Annotated in this window: 21 protein-coding genes and 1 pseudogene; 11 read left to right on the plus strand and 11 right to left on the minus strand. The window is 73.4% G+C overall.

What is annotated here, in order from left to right:
- Positions 1-4 precede the first annotated feature (4 nt).
- Positions 5-916, minus strand: coding sequence for an ABC transporter ATP-binding protein (locus OHU74_RS05055; RefSeq protein ID WP_371614786.1), 912 nt, complete (start codon positions 914-916; stop codon positions 5-7).
- Between the two features lie 108 nt (positions 917-1,024).
- Here OHU74_RS05055 and OHU74_RS05060 point away from each other — a divergent pair, with 108 nt between their 5' ends.
- From OHU74_RS05060 to OHU74_RS05070, 3 genes are all read left to right on the plus strand, one after another.
- On the plus strand, positions 1,025-2,209 hold the full coding sequence (locus OHU74_RS05060; RefSeq protein WP_371614787.1) for a sensor histidine kinase: 1,185 nt from the start codon (positions 1,025-1,027) through the stop codon (positions 2,207-2,209).
- A 4-nt stretch (positions 2,210-2,213) separates the two neighbouring features.
- On the plus strand, positions 2,214-2,864 hold the full coding sequence (locus OHU74_RS05065) for a response regulator transcription factor (protein ID WP_330295197.1): 651 nt from the start codon (positions 2,214-2,216) through the stop codon (positions 2,862-2,864).
- A gap of 129 nt (positions 2,865-2,993) precedes the next feature.
- On the plus strand, positions 2,994-4,151 hold the full coding sequence (locus tag OHU74_RS05070) for an ROK family transcriptional regulator (RefSeq protein WP_371614788.1): 1,158 nt from the start codon (positions 2,994-2,996) through the stop codon (positions 4,149-4,151).
- A 200-nt stretch (positions 4,152-4,351) separates the two neighbouring features.
- On the opposite strand, the gene OHU74_RS05075 is transcribed toward OHU74_RS05070, so the two are convergent.
- Positions 4,352-5,110, minus strand: a complete 759-nt coding sequence (locus tag OHU74_RS05075; protein ID WP_371614789.1) for a GntR family transcriptional regulator — start codon at positions 5,108-5,110, stop codon at positions 4,352-4,354.
- A 298-nt stretch (positions 5,111-5,408) separates the two neighbouring features.
- Between OHU74_RS05075 and OHU74_RS05080 the strand changes: the two genes are divergently transcribed.
- From OHU74_RS05080 to OHU74_RS05095, 4 genes are all read left to right on the plus strand, one after another.
- The gene (locus OHU74_RS05080) at positions 5,409-6,302 is read left to right on the plus strand and encodes an alpha/beta fold hydrolase (RefSeq protein ID WP_371614790.1); all 894 of its coding nucleotides are present in this window, start codon (positions 5,409-5,411) and stop codon (positions 6,300-6,302) included.
- 158 nt (positions 6,303-6,460) lie between these two features.
- Positions 6,461-8,062 (plus strand): alkaline phosphatase, encoded by a 1,602-nt coding sequence (locus OHU74_RS05085; protein WP_371614791.1) that lies wholly within the window; start codon positions 6,461-6,463, stop codon positions 8,060-8,062.
- A 158-nt stretch (positions 8,063-8,220) separates the two neighbouring features.
- Positions 8,221-9,666, plus strand: coding sequence for a GNAT family N-acetyltransferase (locus OHU74_RS05090; RefSeq protein ID WP_371614792.1), 1,446 nt, complete (start codon positions 8,221-8,223; stop codon positions 9,664-9,666).
- Between the two features lie 315 nt (positions 9,667-9,981).
- The gene (locus OHU74_RS05095) at positions 9,982-11,691 is read left to right on the plus strand and encodes a DUF885 domain-containing protein (RefSeq protein ID WP_371614793.1); all 1,710 of its coding nucleotides are present in this window, start codon (positions 9,982-9,984) and stop codon (positions 11,689-11,691) included.
- Positions 11,692-11,761: 70 nt separating this feature from the next.
- Here the strand turns inward: OHU74_RS05095 and OHU74_RS05100 are convergent, their stop codons facing one another.
- The 3 genes from OHU74_RS05100 to OHU74_RS05110 form a co-directional block, all read right to left on the minus strand.
- Entirely contained in the window at positions 11,762-14,797 is a 3,036-nt protein-coding gene (locus OHU74_RS05100; RefSeq protein ID WP_371614794.1) for an AAA family ATPase, read from the minus strand.
- Positions 14,794-15,966 (minus strand): exonuclease SbcCD subunit D, encoded by a 1,173-nt coding sequence (locus OHU74_RS05105; RefSeq protein ID WP_371614795.1) that lies wholly within the window; start codon positions 15,964-15,966, stop codon positions 14,794-14,796. Before OHU74_RS05105 ends, OHU74_RS05100 begins: the two co-directional genes overlap by 4 nt.
- A gap of 90 nt (positions 15,967-16,056) precedes the next feature.
- Complete coding sequence (locus OHU74_RS05110) at positions 16,057-16,683, minus strand: YigZ family protein (protein ID WP_371614796.1); 627 nt, start codon at positions 16,681-16,683, stop codon at positions 16,057-16,059.
- A 93-nt stretch (positions 16,684-16,776) separates the two neighbouring features.
- Here OHU74_RS05110 and OHU74_RS05115 point away from each other — a divergent pair, with 93 nt between their 5' ends.
- Positions 16,777-17,181 (plus strand): CoA-binding protein, encoded by a 405-nt coding sequence (locus OHU74_RS05115; protein ID WP_371614797.1) that lies wholly within the window; start codon positions 16,777-16,779, stop codon positions 17,179-17,181.
- 137 nt (positions 17,182-17,318) lie between these two features.
- On the opposite strand, the gene OHU74_RS05120 is transcribed toward OHU74_RS05115, so the two are convergent.
- On the minus strand, positions 17,319-17,942 hold the full coding sequence (locus OHU74_RS05120) for an XRE family transcriptional regulator (RefSeq protein ID WP_371614798.1): 624 nt from the start codon (positions 17,940-17,942) through the stop codon (positions 17,319-17,321).
- A 147-nt stretch (positions 17,943-18,089) separates the two neighbouring features.
- Here OHU74_RS05120 and OHU74_RS05125 point away from each other — a divergent pair, with 147 nt between their 5' ends.
- Positions 18,090-18,959, plus strand: coding sequence for an EamA family transporter (locus OHU74_RS05125; protein WP_371614799.1), 870 nt, complete (start codon positions 18,090-18,092; stop codon positions 18,957-18,959).
- Here OHU74_RS05125 and OHU74_RS05130 read toward each other — a convergent pair.
- Together OHU74_RS05130 and OHU74_RS05135 are read right to left on the minus strand one after the other, a co-directional pair.
- Positions 18,956-19,135: pseudogene (locus OHU74_RS05130) on the minus strand (GNAT family N-acetyltransferase); the annotation flags it as partial. The gene OHU74_RS05125 and the pseudogene OHU74_RS05130 overlap by 4 nt on opposite strands.
- Before the next feature lie 67 nt (positions 19,136-19,202).
- Positions 19,203-19,943: a DapH/DapD/GlmU-related protein gene (locus OHU74_RS05135; RefSeq protein ID WP_371614800.1), complete on the minus strand. Its 741-nt coding sequence runs from the start codon at positions 19,941-19,943 to the stop codon at positions 19,203-19,205.
- Between the two features lie 125 nt (positions 19,944-20,068).
- Between OHU74_RS05135 and OHU74_RS05140 the strand changes: the two genes are divergently transcribed.
- The gene (locus OHU74_RS05140; protein ID WP_371614801.1) at positions 20,069-20,614 is read left to right on the plus strand and encodes a gamma carbonic anhydrase family protein; all 546 of its coding nucleotides are present in this window, start codon (positions 20,069-20,071) and stop codon (positions 20,612-20,614) included.
- Between the two features lie 66 nt (positions 20,615-20,680).
- On the opposite strand, the gene OHU74_RS05145 is transcribed toward OHU74_RS05140, so the two are convergent.
- The 3 genes from OHU74_RS05145 to OHU74_RS05155 all read right to left on the minus strand — a co-directional run bounded on the left by OHU74_RS05145 (position 20,681) and on the right by OHU74_RS05155 (position 24,587).
- Positions 20,681-21,346 (minus strand): DedA family protein, encoded by a 666-nt coding sequence (locus OHU74_RS05145; RefSeq protein WP_371614802.1) that lies wholly within the window; start codon positions 21,344-21,346, stop codon positions 20,681-20,683.
- A gap of 60 nt (positions 21,347-21,406) precedes the next feature.
- Positions 21,407-23,917 carry a beta-glucosidase gene (locus tag OHU74_RS05150; RefSeq protein ID WP_371614803.1) on the minus strand — a complete coding sequence of 837 codons (2,511 nt, stop codon included), beginning with the start codon at positions 23,915-23,917 and terminating at the stop codon, positions 21,407-21,409.
- Positions 23,918-24,134: 217 nt separating this feature from the next.
- Positions 24,135-24,587 (minus strand): DUF4442 domain-containing protein, encoded by a 453-nt coding sequence (locus OHU74_RS05155; protein ID WP_371614804.1) that lies wholly within the window; start codon positions 24,585-24,587, stop codon positions 24,135-24,137.
- A 95-nt stretch (positions 24,588-24,682) separates the two neighbouring features.
- Between OHU74_RS05155 and OHU74_RS05160 the strand changes: the two genes are divergently transcribed.
- A complete protein-coding gene (locus OHU74_RS05160) occupies positions 24,683-25,744 on the plus strand; it encodes a hypothetical protein (protein ID WP_371614805.1) in 1,062 nt (353 codons plus the stop codon).
- Positions 25,745-25,775 lie beyond the last annotated feature (31 nt).

A 25,775-nucleotide genomic window follows, 5' to 3' on the forward strand; every position in this document is an offset into this window, starting at 1 on the left:
CGGGTCAGCGGGTGGCGGCGAACTGGGCGTGTTCGGCGGTGAGATCGAGGTAGGCCTCCTCCAGCGAGGCCCGCTCGTCGACCAGTTCCAGCATCGGTATGCCTTCGCCGGCGGCCAGGACCCCGAGCCGCTCGGCCTGTATGCCCTCCACGGTCCACCGCCCGTCCTGGGCGGTGACCAGCTCGAAGTCCTCCCGGGCGAGGGCCGCCCGGAGCCGGACCGGGTCGGTGGTGCGCAGTCGTACCCTCGGGGTGCTGCGGGCCTCGATGAAGTCCTCCATCGGGGTGTCGGCGAGCAGGCGGCCCTGCCCGAGCACCACCAAGTGGTCGGCGAGGGCGGCGGTCTCCGTCATCAGGTGACTGGAGACGAGCACCGTGCGGCCCTCGGCGGCCAGGTCCCGCATGAGCTCGCGGATCCAGATGATGCCTTCGGGGTCGAGGCCGTTGGTGGGCTCGTCCAGCAGCAGCACGCCGGGGTCTGCGAGCAGGGCCGCCGCTATGCCCAGGCGCTGGCGCATCCCCAGGGAGAAGGTCTTGATCCGCCGCTTGGCCGCCGCGGCGATTCCCGACTGCTCGAGGACCGCCTCCACCCGGCTCATCGGGACACGGTTGGCCGCGGCGAGGAAGCGGAGGTGGTCCCTGGCGGTCCGGCCGCCGTGCGCCGACTGCGCGTCGAGCAGGGCGCCCACTTGGTGGAGGGGGTCGGGAAGGTCGGTGAACCGCCGGCCGCCGATGGTGGCCGTCCCGGAAGTGATCCGGTCCAGGCCCAGCAGCAACCGCATCGTGGTGGACTTCCCGGCGCCGTTGGGCCCCAGGAACCCGGTGACGCGACCGGGCATGACGTCGAAGGTGAGGTGGTCCACGGCCCGGGTACGGCCGAACTCCTTGGTCAGTTCTCGGATCTCGATGCTGTTCATGTCTCAAGGTTCGCCGTGCGACCCACCCCTCTTCCTCCCCCAAGCGAGGGTGGCGTCTCCCCCACGTGGGGGAGACGCCACGAAGCCGCGACCTGCCACGATGAGGGCATGTACCGACTGTTCCGCGCCGCGCTCCGACCGGTGACCTACTCGCGCTGGGTGCACCTGTGCGTGCCCGTGCTCATGCTGGCCGTGTGGATGTTCATAGGGCCCGAGGCTCCGTGGGTACCGTTGCTGATAGTCGTTCCGCTGGGGCTGCTGCCCTGGATGCGCCTGGCGGAGGGCCTCCAGGCCCAGTTCCTGCTCACGCCGCGCGACCGCGACTCCCGGGGTGAGGAGGAGAGCAGCTTCAGCACCGTCGCGTCCAAGCGGTGGAGCGACCGCTGGCGCACGCTGCTGTGGCTGGAGATCCGGCTCGTGGTCTCGATGGCCGCCCTGTTCTCCACGGTGTGGCTGCCGGTGCTGACGGTCGAACTGATCACGACGGGGCTCGGGAGGACGGTCACCAAGGACAACGTGCTGCTGTTCACTCCCCCGCCCTGGGCCGCGTGGCTGCTGGCTCCGGTGCCGCTGGTCCTGCTGCTCGTCATCGTGGTCCTGCTCGGCGACCTGATCACCGCGATAGCCCGCCGGCTGCTGGGCCCCTCGGCGGCGGAGCGGCTCACGGCGCTGGAGGCGCGTACCGAGCAGTTGCTGGAGCGCACCCGCATCGCGCGGGAGCTGCACGACTCGATCGGCCACGCGCTGACCGTAGCGGTCGTGCAGGCGGGCGCCGCCCGGGCCGCGGGCGACCCCGAGTTCACCGCCCGCGCCCTGAACGCGATCGAGGAGACGGGTCGGGCCGCGCTGGAAGACCTGGAACGGGTGCTGCTCGTCCTGCGGGAGTCCGGTCAGCGGCCTTCCCAGCGCCCGACCCTGGCGGAGGCCGACCGGCTGCTGGAGTCGGCGCGCGCCTCCGGCGCCACCGTCGACGCACAACTCACGGGACCTCTGGACCAGTTGCCGGGACCGGTCACCCAGGAGGGGTACCGGATCCTTCAGGAGGCCCTCACCAATGTGCTGAGGCACTGCGGTCCCGTGCCGGTACGGGTACGGATCGGCATGGTCGCCGACCGGCTGGACCTGGAGGTCACCAATCCGCTGCCGGAGCGGCCGACCGTCATGGCCGGCAGCGGAAGCGGACTGCGCGGCATACGGGAACGGGCCGCACTGCTCGGCGGGGAGGTCGACACCGGGCTGCACAAGGGCGGTTGGAGGGTGCGCGCACGGCTTCCGCTGGAGCGAATACGCTGACCGGATGCCGGTTACCGTACTGCTCGTCGACGACGAACCCCTGGTGCGCGCGGGTCTGCGCGCCGTCCTGGATGCCCAGCCCGACATCGAGGTGGTCGGCGAGGCCGCCGACGGCGCCTCCGTGGTCCCGCTCGTACGGCAGCTGCGACCGGATGTCGTCGCGATGGATGTCCGGATGCCTCTGCTCGACGGGATCGAGGCGACCCGGGCGGTCCTGCGGTCCGTGGACTCCCCGCCGAAGATCCTCGTGGTCACCACCTTCGAGAACGACGAGTACGTCTACCAGGCACTGCGGGCGGGCGCGGACGGGTTCCTCCTGAAGAGGGCCCGGCCGTCGGAGATCGTGCACGCGGTACGGCTGGTCGCGGAAGGGGAGACGCTGCTCTTCCCCGCGGCGGTGCGCGCGCTCGCCGCCGAGTACGGAAACCGGCAGGCCCGGACCGTGCTGGAGCGGGCCGCGCTGACCGAGCGGGAGGAGGCCGTACTGCGGCTGATGGCGAAGGGACTGACCAACATCGAGATCGCCCGCGAGCTGATCGTCGGGACGGAGACGGTGAAGTCCCACGTGAGCGCGATCCTGGGGAAGATCGGCGCACGCGACCGGACCCAGGCCGTGATCACCGCGTACGAGTCGGGGTTCGTGTCCCCCGCCTGACCGGCGGGAGCTGTGGTGGCGGAGGCTGGAGGAGGGGCTGATTCCGGCCGATGGGGGGCTGCTTCTCGCCGTCGCACCGGGTCCGCAGTACGATCCGCCTGACAAGCTCGCTAGCTGGGAGGACACACGTTGGGGCAGCTGACCGGCGGGGACCCCTCTCTGCTCCGGCGGATCAACTCCGCCGTCGTACTGCGGGCACTGCGCGCCGCCGAATCACCGACCCTCACCGATCTCACGCGGGTGACCGGGCTCTCCCGGCCAACCGTCGAAGGGGTCGTCGAGGGGCTCATCGGCACCGGGCTCGTGGTCGAAGCGGATGCGGAGGAAGGCGCGCGGCGCCAGGGACGGCCGGCCAGGCGCTTCCGCTTCCGCGCGGAGGCGGGGCACCTGCTGGGCGTGGAGATCGGTTCGCACCGGATCGCCGTGCTGCTGTCCGGGCTGGACGGGCGGGTGATCGGCGCCGGTACCAAGGAGGTCGCCGAGACCGCTTCGGCCGACGAGCGCCTGGAGCGGGTGCGCACGGCGGTGGCCGATCTGCTGCGCAAGGCCGGGGTGCCCCGGGACTCCCTGCGGGCCGTCGGCGTGGGCAGCCCCGGAATCGTGGAGGCCGACGGCACCGTGCGTCTCGGTACGGCCCTGCCCGGCTGGACCGGGCTGCCGCTCGGCGAACGGCTGCGCCGTTCCTTCCGCTGTCCGGTGCAGGTGGAGAACGACGCGAATGCCGCTGCGGTCGCCGAGCACTGGAAGGGCGCCGCGCGCGACACGGACGACATGGTCTTCGTGATGGCCGGGCTCAGCCCCGGCGCGGGCTCCCTGATCGGCGGACGCCTGCACCGCGGCTTCGGCGGGGCGGCCGGCGAGATCGGCGCGCTGCACCTGCTGGGCCGCGAGGTCACCCCGGAGAGGCTGCTCTCGACCACCGACGAACCCCTGCACCCGCTGGACGAGCCGGCCGTGACGGAGGTCTTCGCGATGGCCAGGCGCGGGGACGGGCGCGCGGTGGCCGCGGTCGAGCGGTTCATCCAGCGGCTGGTCCACGACGTGGCGGCGCTGGTGCTGGCGATGGATCCGGAGCTGGTGGTGGTCGGCGGCTGGGCGGCCGGCCTGGACGGGGTCCTGGACCCGCTGCGCCGGGAACTGGAGCGGTACTGCCTGCGCCCGCCGCGCGTCGCCCTGTCCATGCTCGGCGAGGCGGCGGTGGCCACGGGAGCGCTGCGGCTGGCCCTGGACCACGTGGAAGAGGAACTCTTCGCGGTGGAGAAGACGGTCACGGCCCGCCGCCGCTGATCCCTCGCCGAGCGGAGCCGGGCCGAGCGGAGCCGGGCCGAGCGGAGCCGGGCCGAGCGGAGCCGGGCCAGGCCGAAGCCGGGCGGATCCGAGCGGGGCCGAGCCAAGCAGGAGGGCATCACGACGGGACGGTCACCGGGCTGGCGGATCGCCCCCGGAGCCGACACGGCCGGCCCTCGCGGGCCGGCCACTAATGCGGGTCAGGAAGCGACGCGCGCGTCGTGCGTGATCTGGACGTCGCCGGAGTCACCGAAGGTGAGGCGGCAGGTGTCCGCACGGTAGGTGGCCACCGAGACGGCCGCCGTGCCCGCCGCGGTGAAGTAGCGGGTGGTGACCAGGAGCACCGGGGCGCCGGGCAGCCGGTCCAGTTCCTTCGCGTCGTCGGCGCGGGCCGAGCCGAGCTCCACCGAGCGGTCCTGCCCGTCGAGGGCGAGCCGCTGCAGCTCCCGCATGACGGCGCGGGCGCGCGCCGGACCGGCCGGGGCGTCGATCCCGGAAAGACCGGGCACCGAGGCGGCCGGCACGTAGAGCATTTCCGCGGCGAGGACCTGGCCCTGCTCGATGCGGGTCCGGCGCACCGCGAGGACCGGTTCGCCGGCGGCGGTACCGAGGAGCCGCAGGACGGCCGCACCGGGCACGGCCTCCGCCGCGTCCACGGGGTCCCAGCCGTCGATGCTCTCGCCGGGCCAGCCGTGCTGCGTGCTGCCGACGGCGACGCCCACGCGCGGCGGGGCGACGGTGGTGCCGACGCCGCGGCGGCGCTGCAGGCGGCCTTCGAGCTCCAGCTGCTCCAGGGCCTGGCGCAGGGTGGCACGGGCGACGCCGAAGCGGGCGGCGAGCTCACGCTCGTTGGGCAGCACCTCGCCCACGGCGAAGTCCCGGTCGAGCGCCTCACTGAGGACGGTCTTGAGGTGCCAGTACTTCGGCTCCGGCACCGATTCGAGCTGCGTGGTCCCCACCCTGACTCCTCCTGCAATCGCTGCAATCGCCGTGTTCCAGCGGCAGTTCCGCGCCTTTGTTTATTAAAGGTTCCTGCACTATCCCTGCGACGATAGGACGGCGCTACCCCTTGGTCAAGACCAATCCTCATCCCTTTGCCGGGCAGATCGGGCATATGCATCAACCTGTTCACGGGATGTTCGCGGGCAGCCGTTACCAGAGCTCTTGATGTCGGGGGCTACCCGGCGGTAATCATGGCGGGCGACACTACTGACAACCTGTCTCACACGCGTCCGCCCGACCCCGACGAGGAGCAGCATGACCGCCACGGTCTCCTTCACGATCGATTCGCCGCTGGGCACCCGCACGACCACCGCCGCCTACGAGCGCAAGGGCGCGGGCGAGCCGCTCCTGCTGCTCCACGGCATCGGCCACCACCTCCAGGCCTGGCGCCCGGTCACCGACATCCTGGCCGCGGAGCACGACGTGATCGCCGTCGACCTGCCCGGCTTCGGCGCCTCGGAGCCGCTGCCGCACGGGGTTCCGTACGATCTCGGCACCGTCGCCCCGGCGCTCGGCGCGCTGTGCGCCGCCCTCGGCGTCGAGCGCCCGCACGTGGCGGGCAACTCCCTCGGCGGTCTGCTCGCGCTCGAAATGGGCCGCGCCGGCCTGGCCCGCTCGGTCACCGCCCTCTCCCCCGCCGGTTTCTGGTCCGAGGGCGAGCGCCGCTACGCCTTCGCCGCACTGCGCGCCATGCGCGTCGGCGCCACCGCCCTGCCCCGCTCCGCCGTGGAGCGGCTCTCCCGCAGCGGCGCGGGCCGGGCGGCGCTCACCGGCACGATCTACGCGCGCCCCGCCCGGCGTTCCCCCGAAGCCGTGGTCGCCGAGACCCTCGCCCTGCGCGAGGCCACCGGCTTCGAGGACACCCTGGCGGCGGGCGGCTCCGTACGGTTCACCGACGACCTGCCCGGACTGCCGGTCACCATCGCCTGGGGCAGCCGCGACCGGCTGCTCCTGCGCCGCCAGGGCATACGCGCCAAGCACACCATCCCGGGCGCGCGCCTCGTGCGGCTCCCGGGCTGCGGCCACGTCCCGATGAACGACGACCCGGCGCTCGTCGCCCGGGTCATCCTGGACACGGCCCGGCTGAACGCGGCCCGCCGGGACACCCGCGACATGGAGACCACAGGCACAACCCGCCCTGCCCGGTGACCTGCTGACGGACGCTCATCCGCGCGCCCACCGCCCGGCCCGCCCGCTCATCAGTGTTCACGCACGGTTCGCGTGCACGACGTGGGCGGGCCGGTGTTCGGCCGGTGTACGACGGCACACTGGTCCGGCCCGTCCCGCCGGCCCATGGAGACGCACCGATGGCACCGATGCCGCACACCCGACGCTCCCTGCTCGGCGGATCCCTCGCCGTTCCGGTGGGGCTCGCCCTGTCCAGCACCCTGTCCGGCGCCTTCGCCCTCCCGGCGTACGCCGCCCCCGCGCCCGCCTTCACCCGGTCCGGCCGCCCGAACGCCCTCTGGGGCGTCCAGTCCGGCGAGATCACCGCCAACTCGGCGACCGTCTGGGCCCGGTCCGACCGGCCCGCGCGGATGTACGTCGAGACCTCGCCGAGCGAATCGTTCCGCTACGCCGTCCGCCGCCACCGCGGCCCGCTCCTCGGCCCCGGCACCGACTTCACCGGCACCGCCACCCTGCGCGAGCTCCCGCCCGGCCAGCAGATCCACTACCGGGTGGTCCTCGCCGACCCCGACGACCCGCGCCGCACCGGCGAGCCGGTCCGCGGCACCTTCCGCACCACCCCCGCCTCCCGCCGCCGCGACGTGCGCTTCCTGTGGTCCGGGGACCTCGCGGGCCAGGGCTGGGGCATCAACCCGGAGATCGGCGGCTACCGCGTCTTCGACGAGATGCGGCTGCGCGACCCCGACTTCTTCCTCTTCAGCGGGGACACCATCTACGCCGACGGGCCTCTCCAGGCCTCCGTCCCCCTGCGCGACGGCACCCTGTGGCACAACGTGACCACCGAGGAGAAGGCGAAGGTCGCCGAGACCCTCGCCGAGTACCGCGGCAACTTCCGCTACAACCTCCTCGACCGCAACCTGCGCGACTTCAACGCCCAGGTGCCGGTCCTCGCCCAGTGGGACGACCACGAGGTGCGCAACAACTGGTACCCGGGCCAGATCCTCGACGACCCCCGTTACACGGTGAAGGACATCGACACCCTCGCCGGCCGGGCCCGCCAGGCCTTCGGCGAGTACTTCCCCGTCACCGACCTGCGCGGCGGCCGCGCCGAGGGCCGGATGTACCGGGTGATGCGCTACGGGCCGCTGCTCGACGTGTTCGTCCTGGACATGCGCACCTACCGCGACGCCAACTCCCCCGGCCGCCAGACCGACGACCCCATCGGCATCCTCGGTTCCGAGCAGCTGGCCTGGCTCAAGCGCGAGCTCTCCCGCTCCCGCGCCACCTGGAAGGTCATCGCCGCCGACATGCCGCTGGGCATCGTGGTCGCCGACGGGACCGCGAACTTCGAGGCCGTGGCCCAGGGCGACCCCGGTGCGCCGCTCGGCCGCGAGCTCCAGATCGCCGAACTGCTGCGCCACATCAAGCACCAGCGCGTCACCGGCACCCTCTGGCTCACCGCCGACGTCCACTACACGGCCGCGAACCACTACGCGCCCGAGCGGGCCGCCTTCACCGACTTCGCTCCGTTCTGGGAGTTCGTCTCCGGCCCCATCGGGGCGGGCGGCTTCCCGGCGGGCCGGCTCGACGCCACCTTCGGCCCGGAGACGGCGTACGTGCAGTCCGCGCCGCTCGCCAACATGTCCCCGTCCGAGAACCCCCCGTACTACGGCGAGGTCGAGATCGACGGGGACGGCGGCGAGCTCACCGTCCGGTTGCGGCGCCAGGGCGGCGGGGTGCTCTTCACGCAGACGCTGCAGCCCGGAAGGGTGGGACAGTAGGGGATGACGCCGGTACCGGCGGGCACCCCTGGAGCCCGCCTCACCCCCGGTATCTGAAATCAGCCGGAAAACAGGGCGAAATCGGCCAGATGGATCCTTAACCAGTCGGTCACAGATCGTTCGTGATCACGCAACACCCCTGCGTCACAGTGGTCTGCATGACTGAGCGTATTCCTGCCTCTTCCCAGCGTCCCCACCGCCACCACTGGCGCCGGGACCTCGTCGAACTCGCCGCCCTCTTCTGCGCCGTAGCGGTCGCCGACGGCATCGCCAATCTCGTCGCACACGGTCCGCGGGGCCCCGTCATGCTCGTCGCCTCGGCCGTGGCGCTCCTGGTCACGGCCGCGTTCCACACCTGGTGGGCACGGCGCCACAGCCATGCGCCGCCGCCCCCGGGTACGGCTCCCTCCGATCCGGGCGCGGCGGCCGCCGCCGTGTCCACCGCGACCGCGGCCGGACCGGCCTCGGACGCCGCGCTCACCACCGCGCTGTGGCGGATGCGGACCACGGTGCGCGACGAGCCCGGCAGCCTCGCCGCGATCTGCACCGCCCTCGCCCGGAGCGGCGTGGACATCCTGACCCTCCAGACGCACCCGCTCCCCGAGGGCGGCACGGTGGACGAGTTCCTGCTGCGCGCCCCGCAGCAGCTGCCCTCCGCCGACCTCATCCGGGCCATCGCCGGCGCGGGCGGCCACAGCACCTGGATCGAGCGCGCCGACGCCCACGACCTCGTCGACACCCCGACTCGCGTCCTGGGCCTGGCCACCCGCACCGCGCTGGACGCCGCCGAGCTCCCGCTCGCCCTGCGCCAGCTGCTCGGCCGCTGCACCATCCACTCCATCCCGGCGACCACCCTCTCCGGACGCCCCAACGCCGGCGCGGACGCCCCGGTCGAAGGGGTCCTGGAGGCCACGGTCATGCGGCTGCGCGACCCGTCGGGCGGCGCGATCACCATCGAGCGGCCCTACCTGCCCTTCACCCCGACCGAGTTCGCACGCGCCCGCGCGCTCGTCGAGCTCGACGCCCGGCTCGGGCCGCGCGTCCCGCGCAGCCAGGACGTGCTGACGCTGCCCGAGGGCAACGAGATCACCGTCCGCCGCGCCGACGGCTCCGACCTGGCCGCCGCCCGCGCGATGCACGACCGCTGCTCGGAGCGCACCCTTTCGCTGCGCTACCACGGCCCCGTCGCCGACGCCGACCGCTACCTCGGCCACCTGCTGAGCCCGCGCTTCGGCCGTACCCTCGCCGCGACCACCGCCTCCGGCAAGCTCGTCGCCCTCGGCCACCTGCTCTGGGACGGCGACGAGACCGAGGTCGCGCTGCTCATCGAGGACGACTGGCAGCGCCGCGGCATCGGCTCCGAGCTGCTGGGCCGGCTGATCGGCATGGCCGTCGAGGCCGGGTGCGACAGCGTGTACGCCGTCACCCAGGCCTCCAACACCGGCATGGTCGCCGCCATGCGCGGCCTCGGCCTGCCCCTCGACTACCAGATCGAGGAGGGCACCCTGGTGATCACGGCCCGGCTGGACACGACCCCGGTCAACTCCCGCCTTCCGTACGAGGTCCCCGGCGAGTCCCGCGGTCTGCCCCGTACGCAGCACTGACCTCCGGGCCGGATCCGATCAGGATCCGGCCCGGGTCCGGCAGCGGTGTTCGACCTTCCAAAAAACGCCCGGCGCCCTTCCCGCGCCTGCCTAGTGCTGTGGCCGGAAAGGTTTGCCGGGTCGCGGTGTCCGGTGCGGTGCATCGCAAGGCGGAGGACCGCGGCTCGTACTGGACGTACCGCCGTGGTCCGACAACGCGGCGAGGTGCCGTGCCGGGCGCCGCGACCCGGTGAACCTTGCCCGTCACAGCACTAGACAGCAGTTTGAGGCCACTCGGTGATGACGCGGCCCCGTCCCCCGTATGAAGATGTCCACATGTCAGACATCCTCGCCAGCGACAGCGCCGCACGACTGCCCCGCCAGGTCGCCGATTCCTACGTCGACGACCTCATCGCCATCGACCCGATCATGGGCACCTATCTCGGTGTCGCCGCATCCTCCGGCAAGCTCCCGGACCTGTCCCCCGCGGGACGCGCCGCCGCGGCCGAGCTCTCCCGTTCCACCCTCGTACTGCTCGACGCCGCCGAGCGGCAGCCGGGCGCCGACACCGACGTCGAGCGCCGCTGCGCCCGTCTGCTGCGCGAGCGCCTCACCGCCGAGCTCGCGGTCCACGAGGCCGACGAGGACCTGCGCGCCGTCAGCAACATCCACTCCCCGGCGCACTCGGTCCGCGAGATCTTCACCCTGACCCCGGCCGACACGGACGAGGACTGGGCCGCCATCGCCGAGCGGCTGCGCGCCGTTCCCACCGCCTACGCGGGCTACCGCGAGTGCCTCGCCCTCGGCCTGGACCGCGGCCTGTACGGCGGCCCGCGCCCCACCGCCACCTTCATCGAGCAGCTCACCAGCTGGGCCGGCGAGGCGGCGGGCGAGGCGGGCGTCGGCTTCTTCTCCGAGTTCGCGGCCGGCGGCCCCGAGGCCCTGCGCGGCGAGCTCGACGAAGCGGCCGCCGCGGCCACCGCCGCCGTGGTCGAACTCCGCGACTGGATGCGGGACGTGTACGCCCCCGCGATCGAGGGGCAGCCCGACCCGGTGGGCCGCGAGCGCTACGCCCGCTGGTCGCGCTACTTCAACGGCACCGACCTGGACCTGGACGAGGCGTACGCCTACGGCTGGTCGGAGTACCACCGGCTGCTCGGCGAGATGAAGGCCGAAGCCGCCAAGATCCTGCCGGACGCGGGCCCCTGGGAGGTGCTCAAGCACCTGGACGAGCACGGCACCCACATCGAGGGCGTGGACGAGGTCCAGGCCTGGCTGCAGGGCCTCATGGACGAGGCCATCGAGAACTTGGACGGCACCCACTTCGAACTCGCCGAGCGGGTCAAGAAGGTGGAGTCGCTGATCGCCCCTCCGGGCGGCGCGGCGGCCCCGTACTACACGAGCCCCTCCGAGGACTTCTCCCGTCCCGGCCGCACCTGGCTGCCGACGATGGGGCAGACCAGCTTCCCCGTCTACGACCTGGTCTCCACCTGGTACCACGAGGGCGTCCCCGGCCACCACCTCCAGCTGGCGCAGTGGACGCACGTCGCGGACCAGCTCTCCCGCTACCAGGCCAGCGTCGGTCAGGTCAGCGCCAACTGCGAGGGCTGGGCGCTGTACGCGGAGCGGCTGATGGACGAGCTGGGCTACCTCAAGGACGCCGAGCAGCGACTGGGCTACCTGGACTGCCAGATGATGCGCGCCGCGCGCGTCATCGTGGACATCGGCATGCACCTGGGCCTGGAGATCCCGGCGGACTCGCCGTTCCACCCGGGCGAGCGCTGGACGGTGGACCTGGCGCAGGAGTTCTTCGGTCTGCACAGCGGCCGGCCGGCCGACTTCGTCGAGAGCGAGCTGACCCGCTACCTGTCGATGCCGGGCCAGGCGATCGGCTACAAGCTGGGCGAGCGCGCCTGGCTGCTGGGCCGTGACAACGCACGGGCCGCGCACGGGGACTCCTTCGACCTGAAGGCGTGGCACATGGCGGCGCTGTCCCAGGGTTCGCTGGGCCTGGACGACCTGGTGGACGAGCTGTCGAAGCTCTGACCGCGACGGACGGACGGGCCGGCCCCCGTGGGGGAGCCGGCCCGTCCTTCCGTACCGTCGCGTCGGCCGCTCAGGGCGTTCCGGCGGCCGTGCGGTGGCGCACCACCGAGCCGCCGCGCTGTTTGACGATCTCCAGCTGCGCCTGCACCCGGGTCCGCAGGTCGGCGACGTGGCTCACGATGCCGACGCTGCGGTCGCGTTCGCGCAGCGAGTCCAGTACGTCGAGCACCTCGTCCAGCGCCTGGTCGTCGAGGCTGCCGAAGCCCTCGTCGATGAAGAGGGTGTCGAGCCGCATGCCGCCCGCCTCGTCCGTGACCACGTCGGCCAGGCCCAGCGCGAGGGCGAGCGAGGCGAAGAAGGTCTCGCCGCCGGAGAGCGTGGCGGTGTCCCGCTCGCTGCCGGTCCAGGCGTCGACCACGTGCAGTCCGAGCCCGGAACGCCCGCGTCCGCTCGCCTTGGCGTCGGAGTGGACGAGGGTGTAGCGGCCGCCGGACATGCGCAGCAGACGTACCGTCGCGGCGGCCGCGACCTGCTCCAGCCGGGCCGCGAGCACGTACGCCTCCAGCCGCATCTTGCGTTCGTTGTCGGCGGAGGTGCCCGCGGTGAGTCCGGCGAGCCGGGCCACCCGCTCGTAGGCCTGGCGCAGCGGTCCCAGGGCCCGCAGTTCCCGTTCCGCCTGCTGTGAGAGCCGGTCCAGTTCGGCGCAGCGCACCCGGGAGGCGTCGACGGCGGATCCGGCGCTACGCAGCTTCGCGGCGGCCCGGTCCGCGTAGGCCGCGGCGGCATCCGGGTCGGCCGGGGGCAGGGCCGCCGCCGCGGCGGTGTCCTGCTCCCCGCGGCGGTCGGCCAGCATGGCCTCCTCCGCCTGCCAGGCGTCCATCCGGTGCTGCAGGCCGGTGCGCTGGTACTCCGGGAGTACGGCGTCGGCCGCCTCCTCGATGGTGTCGAACCCGGCCTTGAAGGCGGCGTCGGCCAGCTGGCCGTCGGCCTCCTTCAGCCGTGCGGCGGTGGTTTCGGCCCGGCGCAGCGCGGCCGAGGCCGAGGTGACCATCCGGACCCGGTCCTCGAGGACCTCGGCGCGGGCGGCGACGCTGGGCGCGTCTCCCCGTACCTGTGCGAGCTCCGTCTCCAGCGAGGCCTGTTCCTCGTCGAGGGCTTCGCGGCGGGTGGCCCGCCCGGCGGCCCGGACCTCGGCCTCCAGCCGGTCGGCGCTGCGCACGGCGTGCTCCCGCTCGGCGCGGTCGAGCCGCTCGCGGGCGGCGTGCAGTCCGGCGGCCGCGGTGTGGGCGGCGGCGTGCCGGGTGCTCAGGTCGGAGGCGAGTTCGCGCAGTTCGGCGGTGGTGGCCTCACCTGCGGCGGCCGCGGCTTCGGCGCGGGCCTGCCGGGCGGCGGCCAGGCGGCGCTCGACGTCGGCCCTGCGCTCCTCGACCTGTTCGAAGCGGGCGTGCGCCGCGTCCTCGGCGGCGCTGTCCACGTGACCGGGGGCCGGCCGGGCCGGGGCCGGGTGTTCGTCGGCTCCGCACACGGCGCACGGCTCCCCCGCCACCAGGGCCGCGGCCAGTTCGGCGGCGATCCCGCGCAGCCGGGTCTCCTTGAGCTCCAGCCAGTGCTCCCGGGCGGCGGTCGACTCCTCGCGCGCGGTGAGCAGTTCACCGCGGGCCCGCTCCGCGTCGGCCTCGAAGGCGTCGCGGCGCTCGGCGGCGTGCAGGTGCAGCCGGGCGGGTTCCAGCTTGCCCGCGAGCTGCTCGGCCAGGGTCGCGGCCTGCTGGGCGGCGTCCACCCGCCCGGCCAGCCCGGCCCGGGCCGCGTCCCAGCGGCCGAGCCATTCGGCCGTCTCCTGCTGCTGTTCCTCGGCGGCCCGGGATTCCCTTTCCAGGTGGGCCCGTTCGCGGCGGATCTCGGCGCTGCGCTGCTCGGCCCGGCGGGCGGCTCCGAGCGCTCCGAGGTCCCCGCGCAGCCCCTGTTCCAGCGTGGCCAGCTGCTCGGTGCCCGCTTCGGCGTACTGCGGCGGGAGCACCGACCGGGCCACGGTCTCCGCGTGAGCGGCGGCCATGTGCGCCCCGGCGGCGGCTCCGCGCAGCTCCAGCGCGGGGGCGACGAGGGCTCCGCGGCGGGCCCGGTCGAGCAGGGCGCGCACCCTCTCCCGCTCCGGAGCGGCCTCGGCGAGCAGGGCCGCCCGGCGGGTGGTCTCCGCGTGCCGGCGTTGCAGCCGGTCGAGCTCGCGCGCCTCCTCGGCGGCCCGCTGGGCGGCGGCGTGGCGCCCCTCGACGGCGGCGAGCGCGTACTCGGCGACGGTGAGCCGCTCACGGGCGCAGGAGCGCGCGACGGCGGCCCAGGCGCGGATCGCCTCGGCGAGTCCGGGGTCGCCGGGCTGGTGCCGGGGCAGCGGCCAGGCCCGCAGGTCGGCGCTGTCTCCGGCAGCCTGCGCCAGGCGCTGGGCAGTGTGCAGCACCTGCTCGTCCCCGGCGCGGACCTTGGCTTCGGCGGTCCGGCGCCGGTCGCCCAGCAGGGTCTCGACGGCGGCGAAGCGGCGGGTGTCGAAGAGCCGGCCCAGCAGTCGGCCCCGCGCCGCCTCGTCGGCCCGCAGGAAGCGCGCGAACTCGCCCTGCGGCAACAGCACGACCTGGCAGAACTGCTCGCGGCTCATGCCGAGCAGCTGCTCGATCTCCTCGCCGATCTCCTGGTGGGAACGGCTGAGCGCGCGCCAGTGTTCCCCGCCCCCCTCACCTGCGCCCTCGCGGTCGTACTCGCGCAGCCAGCTCTGCGCCTTGTCCTTCGTCGTCCCCGTGCCGCGCTTCTTCGGCCGGTCCTGCTCGGGGCGCCGGGTGATCTCCAGGCGGCGCCCGCCCGCGGTGAGTTCGAGGGTGACCTCGGTCGGGGTGTCGCCGGCGGCGTGGTCGCTGCGCAGGCTGGTGCCGGGGGCCTGGCGGGAGCCGGGCACCGAACCGTAGAGGGCGTAGCAGACGGCGTCCAGGACGGAGGTCTTTCCGGCTCCCGTGGGTCCGTGCAGCAGGAAGATCCCGGCGCCGGAGAGGGAGTCGAAGTCGATCTCCTGCGGTTCGGCGAAGGGGCCGAAGGCGGTGATCCGCAGCCGGTGCAGCCTCATCGGTGGGTCTCCTGCCGGCTGTCCTCGGCCCGTACCTCGTCGAAGGCGCCCTGGAGGACGGCCCGTTCGGCCTCGTCGGAGAATCCACCGCCCCCGCGCACGTGGGTGACGAAGTCCTCGGCGATCTCCTGGTCGCTGCGCCCCTTGAGCCGCTGGGCGTAGGAGCCGCCGCCGTCCTCGGTGCGCCCCTCGGGGTCGAAGGCGAGGCTCAGGGTGTGGGGGAAGCGCGCGGTGAGCCGGGCCATCGGGTCCTCGGGCCGGACGGGGTCGGTGAGGGTGGCCTCCAGCCAGCAGTCCTCGTAGCGGGCGTAAGCGTCCTCGGAGAGCAGCTCCTCCAGCGGCCCCCGGACCCGGGCGAGACCGCGCGGCACGGGAGCGTCGATGCGCTCGGCGCCGGCGATCTCCCCTTCCGCGCCCAGCTCGATCAGCCACATGGTCTTGCGGTGGTCGGCTTCGGAGAAGGAGTAGGCGAGCGGGGAACCGGAGTAGCGGACCCGTTCGTTGATCGTCTGGCAGCCGTGGAGGTGGCCGAGGGCGGCGTAGTCGACCCCGTCGAAGACGGAGACCGGCACGGCCTCGACCCCGCCGACGGTGATGTCGCGCTCGCTGTCGCTGGCCTGCCCGCCGGCGACGAAGGCGTGCGCGAGGACCACGGAGCGGGTGCCGGGCGCGCGCCCGGCCAGGTCGGCCCGGATCCGGTCCATGGCCGCGCCCAGGACCGCCTCGTGGCTCACCTTGCCCGCCCCGAGATCGTCCTTGACCAGCGCGGGTTCCAGGTACGGCAGCCCGTAGAACGCCACGTCCCCGTGTACGTCGGCCAGCACCACCGGGTCGTCGCACCCGGCCGGGTCGGTCCGCAGGTGGATCCCGGCCCGGCCGATCAGCCCGGCCCCGACCCCGAGGCGGCGGGCGGAGTCGTGGTTGCCGGAGATCATCACGGTGGGCACCCCGAGCTCGGCGAGCCGGTGCAGGGCCTGGTCGTACAGCGCGACGGCGGGCAGCGGGGGCACGGCCCGGTCGTAGACGTCACCGGCGACGAGCACCGCGTCGACCTCGCGCTCGCGCGCGGTCTCCACCAGGTGGTCGATGAAGGCGGCCTGGGCCCCGAGCAGGTTCACCCGGTGGAAGGACCGGCCCAGATGCCAGTCGGAGGTGTGCAGGAACTTCACTCGCCGGCCCCGCCGCGCATACCGTCTCCCCCTGCTGGACGAACCCTGAACCCCTCTACGCTAACGCCTCCCCCGCCCCGCCCCGGCCGCTCAGGGCGCGTACGTCTCCCCGCCCAGGGTGAGGGTGGCGCTGCCGGCGGTGCTGTCGGCCAGCCAGGATTCGAAGGCGGGCAGGTCGGCCTCGGGGAGGGCGACCTCGATCTCCACGGCGGCCCCGTAGCGCAGGTCCACCACGGTCCGACCGGTGGAGCGCAGGTCGTTCTGGGTCTTGCCGGCCCGCTGGTGGTCGACGGTCACGGTGGCCAGCCGGTAGCGGTGGCGCGTGACGGTGCCGAGCGCGTCGAGGGCTTCGCCGACGACCCCGCCGTAGGCGCGGATGAGCCCGCCGGCGCCGAGTTTCACGCCGCCGTAGTAGCGGGTGACGACGGCGACGGCGTAGCGGATGTCGCGGCGCATCAGCATCTGGAGCATGGGCACCCCGGCGGTGCCGCCGGGCTCCCCGTCGTCGCTGGCCTTCTGGACGGAGGCGTTGGCGCCGATGACGTAGGCGAAGCAGTTGTGCGAGGCGGTGGGGTGCTCCTTGCGGATGCGCGCGACGAACTCCTGCGCCTCCCGCTCGGTCGCGGCGGGGGCGAGCGCGCACAGGAACCGCGAGCGGTTGATCTCCGACTCGTGCACGCCCTCGCGGGACACCGTCACGTACTGGTCTGCCTTCACCGGTCCACCCTACGGGGAATCGGACATGTGTCTTTTCCGTTGATCCAGCTGGCAGTAGTCAGCAGGCATGCGAAACAGCAGGAGGCGGCCCACGTGTACGGCGATTCCGCGACCATCCGCAAGATCCTCACCGAGCTCGGCGACACCTGGGCCGTGGTGGGCCTGTCCAACAACCAGGAGCGGGCCGCGTACCGCGTGGCCGAGGTGCTCCAGCGGTACGGCAAGCGCGTGGTCCCCGTGCACCCCAAGGCAGAGACGGTCCACGGCGAGCCGGGGTACCCCTCACTGGAAGCGATCCCGTTCAAGGTGGACGTGGTGGACGTCTTCGTGAACAGCGCCCTGGCGGGCACGGTCGCGGACGAGGCCGTCGCGAAGGGCGCCGAGGCCGTCTGGTTCCAGCTGAACGTGATCGACGGGGCCGCGTACGACCGCACCCGTGCGGCCGGCGTGGACATGGTCATGGACCGCTGCCCGGCGATCGAGATCCCCGCGCTCTGAGGCGCACACCTTCGACCACTCGACCTCGACGGCACCCTGGCGGAAGGCTCGCTCGCCGCCCCCTTCGTGGAAGCCCTGATCACCGGCGGCGACGGCGGCCGCTCAGCGCTGAGCCGGCGCCTCGGCCGGGACAGGGGCTAAACGGACGTCGTCGGCGGGGCGGACGCCGACGGGGCGGAACCCGACGGCAGGGACACCGGCGGGATCGAGACCGCCATCGTCATCTCCATCGGCCCGGAGCCCTCGTTGCGGTAGGCGTGCGGGGCGTTCGCCTCGAAGGAGACCGCCCCGCCCGCCGGTACGAGGTACTTCTCGTCGTCGACCACCAGAGTCAACTCCCCCGCCGTGACGTGCAGCATTTCGAAGGTGCCGGACGGATGCGGGTCCGAGGCGGTCCCCTCGCCGGGCTCCAGGCGGTAGGTCCACATCTCCACCGGCCCGCGCCGGTCGTCGCCGAGCAGCATGCTCGCGCCGCTGCCCCCCTCGGTGGACCACATCCGAACCCCCTGCCCCGGCAGCACCACCTGCACCTGCGGGCTGCGGTCGTAGTCGAGCAGGGTGGTGATGCTGACGCCGAGCGCGTCGGCCAGCTTGACCGTGGTGCCGACGCTGGGGTTCGTACGGGCCTGCTCGATCTGGATGATCATGCCGCGGCTCACCCCCGCACGGGTCGCGAGGGCCTCCAAGGTGAAGCCGCGCTCACCGCGCCAGCGCTTGAGATTCCGGGCCAGCGCCTGGGTGAGCTGTTCGAGGTCCGACACCCCTACCGTCCAATCCGTCCAACACCATGGACGCGGAGTCCAAGATTTTGAATGACACAGTGCAACAGGCTGAACTATCGTGCGGTGTGCACGTCGTATAAGACGCTGCACCCCATCATCCACCGCACTGTACTGCGAGGTCCTGCCATGACCGCCCTGTTCGCCCTGGCCACAGCCGTCCTGTGGGGGCTGGCCGACTTCGGCGGCGGGCTGCTGACCCGCAGGCTCCCGGCCCTCACCGTGGTCGTGGCCTCCCAGATCGTCGCGGTCGCCGCCCTGGGCGCGGTCGTGCTGGGCACCGGCGCCTGGCGGGAGGCCGGCCCGCAGCTCTGGTTCGCGGTCGGGGCGGGCCTGGTGGGGCCGGTCGCGATGCTCAGCTTCTACAAGGCGCTCGCGCTCGGCCCGATGGGCGTGGTCTCCCCATTGGGCTCGCTCGGCGTGGTGGTCCCGGTGGCCGCCGGGCTGATGCTGGGCGAGCGGCCCGGCATCGGCCAGTTCGCGGGGATCGCGGTGGCCGTCGCGGGCATCGTGCTCGCGGGCGGCCCCGAGCTGCGCGGCGCCCCCGTACAGCGGCGGGCCGTCGTCCTCACCCTCGTGGCGGCCTTCGGCTTCGGCGCGGTGATGGCCCTGATCGCGCCCGCCTCCTCCACGGTCCCGGGGCTGTTCCTCGCGCTCTTCGTGCAGCGCGTCACCAACGTCGCGGTCGGCGGCACCGCCCTCTGGGTCCGGACCCGGCGCGGAGTCCCGGCCCTCCCCGCGGATGCGGGCGGGCTGCGGATCCTGTGGGGGCTGCTGCCGGCGCTCGCCTTCGTCGGGCTCGCGGACGTCGCCGCGAACGGCACGTACTCCATCGCCGCCCAGCACGGACCGGTCACCGTGGCCGCCGTGCTCTCCTCGCTCTACCCGGTGATCACCGCGCTGGCCGCCTTCGCCGTCCTCAAGGAACGGCTGCGCACCGTCCAGGCCGCGGGCGCGGGCCTGGCCCTGGCGGGCACGGTCCTCCTCGCGGCCGGCTAGGCCGTCTCTTTTCGGATCTTGTCGGTCAGGTCCGCGCCGCGGACGTGCAGATGGCCGTCCAACGGGAAGGGCGGGACGGCGGGGAGGACCCGGTCGAGGCGGTAACCGGCCTTCTCCGCGACCCGGCAGGAGGCCGGGTTGTCCACCTGGTGCATCAGCTCCAGCCGGTCCAACCCAGCCGGTCCCCGCTCTCCCAGCTGAGCCCGGCGGCGCGGGCCGTCGCGTCCACCCGGATCGTGGTGTTCACTCCGCTTCCCCCACCTCGGCCAGCGCGCGCAGCTGCTCCGGCGTCACCCCTTCGGGAATAGGCACCGGCGCCGGTGTGCGCAGGGGCGGCTGCCAGCCCGTCTCGGGCTCCCAGCGGCGGACGATCCGGGCCGGCGCCCCCGCCACCACGGCGTGGTCCGGCACCTCGCCCCGTACGACGGCCCCCGCGGCCACGACCACGTTGCGGCCCAGTCGGGCCCCGGGCAGGATCACCGCGCCGGTGCCCAGCCAGCAGCCCGGCCCTATCTCCACCGGGGCGCTGCGCGGCCACTGCTTGCCGACGGGCTCGTGGGGATCGTCGTAGCTGTGGTTGGTGGAGGTGATGTACACCCCGGGACCGCAGAAGGTGTCGTTCCCGATCTCGATCCGGGCGTCGGCGATGACATGGCTGTCGCGCCCGATGACCACGCCGTTGCCGAGGATCAGCATGGGCTCGGCGCCGAGGTCGAGGTCCGGCATCATGCCGGCGGTGAGCGTGACCTGTTCACCGATGATGCAGTGGTCGCCGAGCCTGATCCAGGGTTCGCCGAAGACCGTGCCCTGGGGGAAGGCGAGCCGGGTCGCGTGCCCGATCGCCCCGAACCGCAACGGTCCCGGGGTCTGCGCGGTGACCGCACCGGCCCGCTGCATCCAGCGCCAGCCCGCGTGGACGACGCGGGCCGCGAGCCGGCGGCGCACGGCCGTCAGAGATGAGAACGTGTTCTGGTTCTTCGCCACCGGGTCACCGTAGCGCGCCGGGCCCCGCACCGCGCCGTGATCTTCACCCCATCTCGGGGGGCGCGGACCGCGTGCCCTACGGTGCCGTTAGCGCGACACGACGTACAGCCGGAGGAAGAGAACACATGACGCAGCAGGCGGCCCAGGCACTCGTGGCGGGTGTCAACGGGAAGAACCCCGAGATCGACCCCTCCGCCTTCACGGCGCCCACCTCCGTGGTCGTCGGCGACGTACGGCTGGGCCCGGGCGCGAGCATCTGGTACTCCGCGGTGCTCCGCGCGGACTGCGGTCCGATCACCCTGGGCGCCGACAGCAACGTGCAGGACAACTGCACCGTGCACGTGGACCCCGGCTTCCCGGTCTCCATCGGCGAGCGCGTCTCCATCGGCCACAACGCCGTCGTGCACGGCTGCACCGTCGAGGACGACTGCCTGATCGGCATGGGCGCGACGGTCCTCAACGGCGCGGTGATCGGCGCCGGCTCGCTGGTGGCGGCCCAGGCGCTGGTCCCGCAGGGCATGATCGTCCCGCCCGGCTCGCTGGTCGCCGGCGTTCCGGCGAAGGTCCGGCGCGAGCTGACCGATGAGGAGCGCGAGGGCATCAAGGTCAACGCCCTGATGTACAACGAGCTGGCCAAGCAGCACCGCGCCTCGGTGACCCCGGACGCCTGAGGACCCCTCCCCCGCCCCGCTCACCCGGGGCGGGGCGGAGCGGAGCGGGCGGAGGGGAAGAGCCGCTCAGTCGGCGAGCACGGCCGAGGCGGAAGGCGATTCCGAGGAGGCATCGGCGCGCGCCGCCGCGGCCGCCTTCTTCATCCGGCCGCGCACCACCACCGTGACCGCGAGCCCGAACAGCAGGGCCAGCGCGAGGGCCACCCAGGAGAACCCCTTGAGCCACGGCTCGGCGACGACCCCGATGGTGTAGATCACGGCCGTCGTACCGCCCGCCCACAGGATTCCGCCGAGGACGTTCGCGATCAGGAACCGCCAGTACGGCATGTGCAGCACGCCCGCCAGCGGCCCGGCGAAGATCCGCAGCAGCGCCACGAACCGCCCGAAGAAGACGGCCCACATGCCCCACTTCTCGAAGGAGCGCTCCGCCACGGCCACCTGGTCCGGCCCGAAGTGCTTGGGGAAGCGCCGCCCGAGCCGCTCCAGCAGCGGCTTTCCGCCCTTGCGCCCGATCGCGTAGCCGATCGAGTCGCCCACGATCGCCCCGGCGGTCGCGCAGGCGCCCAGCACCACGGGGTCGATATGGCCCTGCTGCGAGGCCAGCAGCGCGGCGCTGACCAGCACGATCTCTCCGGGCAGCGGAATTCCGAGGCTCTCGACCCCGATGACGAGCCCCACCAGGAGGTAGATGCTGACCGCCGGAATCGTCTCCAGCCATTCCTGGATGTGCACCGGTACGTCCTCCCGAGTTCTTCGCCCGGCCCGCCCCCTGTGACAGGCCGAACGGGCAGCCTATCCGGTCGCCACCACAGCCTTTGCCCGCAGCGGGAGTTCGCGCGAGGAACGACCGGCGAACACTTCCCGACGGCCTGAACCGACCACCCACGCATGGCGCTCGGGATCCCACGAGGACAGCGTGCGCGCGTCGATGTCGAGGACCACCCGCTGCGCCTCGCCGGGCTCCAGGGTGAGCTTGCGGTAGCCGGCCAGCAGGCGCACCGGCTGTTCCAGCGACAGGTCCGGCGAGGGGCCCACGTACACCTGGGCCACCTCGGTGCCCTTGCGGCGCCCGGTGTTGCGGACGGTGAACTCCACGCGCAGCCCGCCGCCCTTCCCGTGGCCGGGGCCCGGTCGGACGGCCAGCTTCTCGTACTCCCAGGTCGTGTACGAGAGCCCGTGCCCGAAGGCGAACAGCGGAGCCACCCGCTGCGCGTCGTACCAGCGGTGGCCGACGTGGACGCCCTCGGAGTACTCCTGCCGGCCGCCCACCCCCGGATAGCGCGCGGCGTCGCCGCCGACCGGGGTCGCGTGCTCGTCGGCCGGGAAGGTCTGGGTGAGCCGGCCGCCCGGGTCCGCGTCGCCGAAGAGCACGTCGGCGGTGGCTCCCGCACCCTCCTGGCCCGGGTAGTACATCTGGAGGACGGCTGCGGTACGGGCCAGCCAGGGCATCGTCGTACTGGAGGAGGTGTTGAGCACCACCGTGGTCCGCGGATTGGCGGCGGCCACCGCTTCGATGAGCGCCGCCTGGCCTCCCGGAAGGCCCAGGGAGGTCCGGTCGCTGCCCTCGGTGGCGTCCTCGTAGGCGAACAGCACCACGCTGTGCGCCTCCTTGGCGGTCTTGACCGCCTCGGCGAGGTCGGCGGCCCGGGTCGCCCCCGTCGTATGGCGCAGCCGCAGCCGCTGTCCCTGCGGACCGCCTTCGGCGGTGACGGCGAGCCGGTGCTCGCCCGCCTTGAGCGCGAGGGTGCGGCGGCGGACGGCGAGCCCGTCGGGCGCGGCGCCGAGGAGCCCGCCGGCGAAGTACTCGGCCACGCCCTGGCGGACCGGGAACAGCTCCTCCCCGTCGAGCCTGACCACCGGCCGTTTCCCGCTGTAGTGGACGAGCAGGGTCCACTCGTCGTCGGCCGCGAGCCGGAAGGTGCCCTCGTAGCTCCAGGTGCGCCCGGCGTCCACCTTCCGGTCGTCGAGGCCGGTGTCGGGGGTCAGCAGTTTCGCCGGGAGCGGGCGCCCGTACAGGTCCTCGCCGAGCGCGTAGCGCACGGTGGCGCCGGAACCGGCCCGCTGCCGGATCGCGGCGAGGGGGGCGGCGGCCGCGTCGGGGACCACGTGCGCGCTGCCGCCGCCGCTGACGAACGGGGTCCCTCCGGTGGGGCCGATGACGGCGATCGAGCGGGCGGCCGCTCCCGTCAGCGGCAGCGTGGCGCGCTCGTTGCGCAGCAGGACCGCGCCGGCCACGGCCACCCGGCGGGCGATCCGGGCCCCGGCGGCCGCGTCCCGGGCGGGCCGGGCGGCGGGGTGCTCCGCGAGCAGCCCGAAACGGTCCATGGTGGTCAGGATGCGGCGGACCGCGAGGTTCACGGCGCTCTCGTGGACGGAGCCGCCTCGCACCGCCTCGCGCAGCGGGGCTCCGTAGTGGGTGCCGCCGGGCATCTCCATGTCGAGGCCGGCGCCGATGGCGGCGACGGTGCTGTGGGCGGCGTCCCAGTCGGACATCACCCAGCCGTCGAACCCCCAGCGGCCGCGCAGCAGTTCGTCGAGGAGGGGCTTGCTCTCGCAGGCGTAGACCCCGTTGACCTTGTTGTAGGCGCCCATCACCGCGCCCGCGCCGGCCGCCACGGCGGCTTCGAAGCCCCGTAGCTCCGTCTCGTGGAGGGTCTGTTCGGCGACGATGACGTCGACGGTGTCGCGGCCCTTTTCCTGGTTGTTGAGCGCGAAGTGCTTGACGGTGGCGATGAGCCCCTCGTCCTGGATGCCGCGGACGACCTCACCGACCAGGTCGGCGGTGAGCTTCGGGTCCTCGGCGAACGTCTCGAAGTTCCGTCCGGCGTACGGGGTGCGGATGAGGTTGACCATCGGCGAGAGCAGCACGTCCTGACCGAGGGCCCGGCCCTCGCGCCCGATGACCCGGCCGTACTCGCGGGCGAGCGCCGGGTCGAAGGCGGAGGCGAGCAGTACGGGCGCGGGCAGCGCGGTGGCGGGCTTGCCCACGCGGACCCCGGCCGGTCCGTCGGCGAGCCGCAGTGCGGGGATGCCGAGGCGGGGGATGCCGGGCAGGTATCCGGCCTGACCGAGCGGAGCCGGGTCGGGGGCGCCGTGCAGCAGGACGGTCTTCTCCTCCAGGGTGAGCCGTCCCAGCAGCCCGTCGACCCTGGCCGCGCTGCCGGCCTTGGGCGCGGTCGCTACTGCGGCCTTACGGGACTGCGCGCCGGGCGGTGGCGCCGGTACGCAGCTCGCCGCGCCGAGGGCGGCGCCCACCGCCCCGAGGAGGCCCATCACCTGGCGTCTGGACACGGCCTCGCTCATGGGCGCTCCCTGCGGCGTGGGCTTCGGCAGCGCCGTCCGCGGGGAGCCTCGGGCGCCGGTCGGCGGGAGCGGCCCGCGCCGGACCGCTCCCGCCGCCCACTGTGCGCCGCCCTCGGCCCGGGCCCGCCTCAGGCGCGCCATCGCGCGGCCGACGTTCAGCCCTGCGGCGGCGGCTGCGCGGCGGCGGGACCCCGGCGGGGCTCGTCGGCCCGCGCCGTCACGCGTTGGGGCGCAGCGTCCAGACGACGGTCATCTCGCCGGTCACGGCCTCGTCCTCGCGCTGGATGGCGATGGTGACGGGGAACTCGGGGCGGCCGCCCGCGTCGAGTTCGGCGACTACCTCGGCGGCGGGGCGGCCGAGCGTGGCGGTGGCCGTGACGACGCCCTTGGCGAGCTTCTTGTAGCCGATCTCGGCGCTCACGGCGAGGGGCACGGCGCGCGAGAGCTGCTCGCCGAAGGCGGCCAGGACGATCGCGCCGCTGGCGGATTCGGCCAGGGTGAACATGGCGCCCGCGTGCGGGCCGCCGAGGTGGTTGTGGAACTCTGCCTGGTCCGGCAGCCGGACGACCGCGCGCTCGGGGGTGGTCTCCAGGAACTGGAGGTTCAGGGTCTTGGCCATCGGCACGGTGGCGGCGAGGAGTTCGCCCACGTTCATCTGTTCAGCGCTCATGCGACCAAATATTACCCACCAGTAAGCGGCATTGGCCATACCTGTACGGGGGCGGCCGTGGCTCCCCGCTCCCGCTCCCACTATCGTTACCGGCCATGTGGCCAGGACAGCAGCAGCCGCCCGGGGGAGAACAGAACCCTCAGGACGCGCATCAGAACCCGTACCAGCAGCAGCCGGGAACGCCGAACCCGTACCAGCAGCAGCCGCCGGCGCACGGCGAACAGCAGCCCGGCTACGGATATCCGCAGCAGCCGCCCGCCCCCCAGCAGTGGGGCCAGCAGCAGCCGCAGACCGTTCCCGTTCAGCAGTGGGGGGCTCCGCCGCCCGCCGCACCCCAGCCTCCCGGGGGCAAGAGCCCCTTCGCGACCAAGACCGTGGCCATCGTCGCGGCCTCGGCGGTGGTCGTGGCGGCCGTCGTCACCGGCGTGGTCGTCATGAACCACGACAAGGGCACGAGCAACCAGGCGGACGACAAGCCGACCACCTCCCCCACGGCCCCGGCCTCCTCCGGCACCCCGGCCCCGGCCAGCTCGGGCGCCAACCCGCGCGGCAGCGGCGACGTCAAGCCGGTCATCCCGGGCTGGAAGGTCGTCATCAACCCGAAGTACGGCACCGCCTTCGACGTCCCGCCGGAGTGGAACGTGCTGTCCTCGGGCATGTCCGTCGGCTTCTCCGACGACGTCAAGGGCGACGGCACCGCCCTCGTCATGATGTCCGCACCCGCCTTCCTCAAGGAGGACTGGTGCAAGGTCGACGCCAACAAGGACGGCAAGGAGGAGAGCACCTCCCTGGCGGGCACCGGAACCAAGGGCGGCCAGGGCGCCAAGGACCTCAACGAGGCCGCGCGCAACGAAGCCGGCAACTGGGTGTTCGCCGGGTACGCGCAGAAGGCGCCCAAGGGCACCGTCAAGGTCACCGACCCGAAGGAGTACACCACCGCCTCCGGGCTCAAGGGCTCCATGGCGACCGCGACCGTCACCGGCCTGCCCAAGGAGAACAAGTGCTCCTCGGACGGCAAGTCGATCGCCTTCAGCTTCCTGACCCCCAAGGGTGACCTCTCCAGCTGGGTCCTCTACGGCGCCGCGAACGTCCCCGGCGAGGTGCCGCAGGAGACCTACGAGAAGATCCTGAGCAGCATCCGCATCAACACCAACTGATCTCCGGCAGCGAGCCCCCGGGCCGGGAATC

The organism is Streptomyces sp. NBC_00454 (assembly GCF_041434015.1).
In the GTDB taxonomy this organism is placed as follows: Bacteria; Actinomycetota; Actinomycetes; order Streptomycetales; family Streptomycetaceae; genus Streptomyces.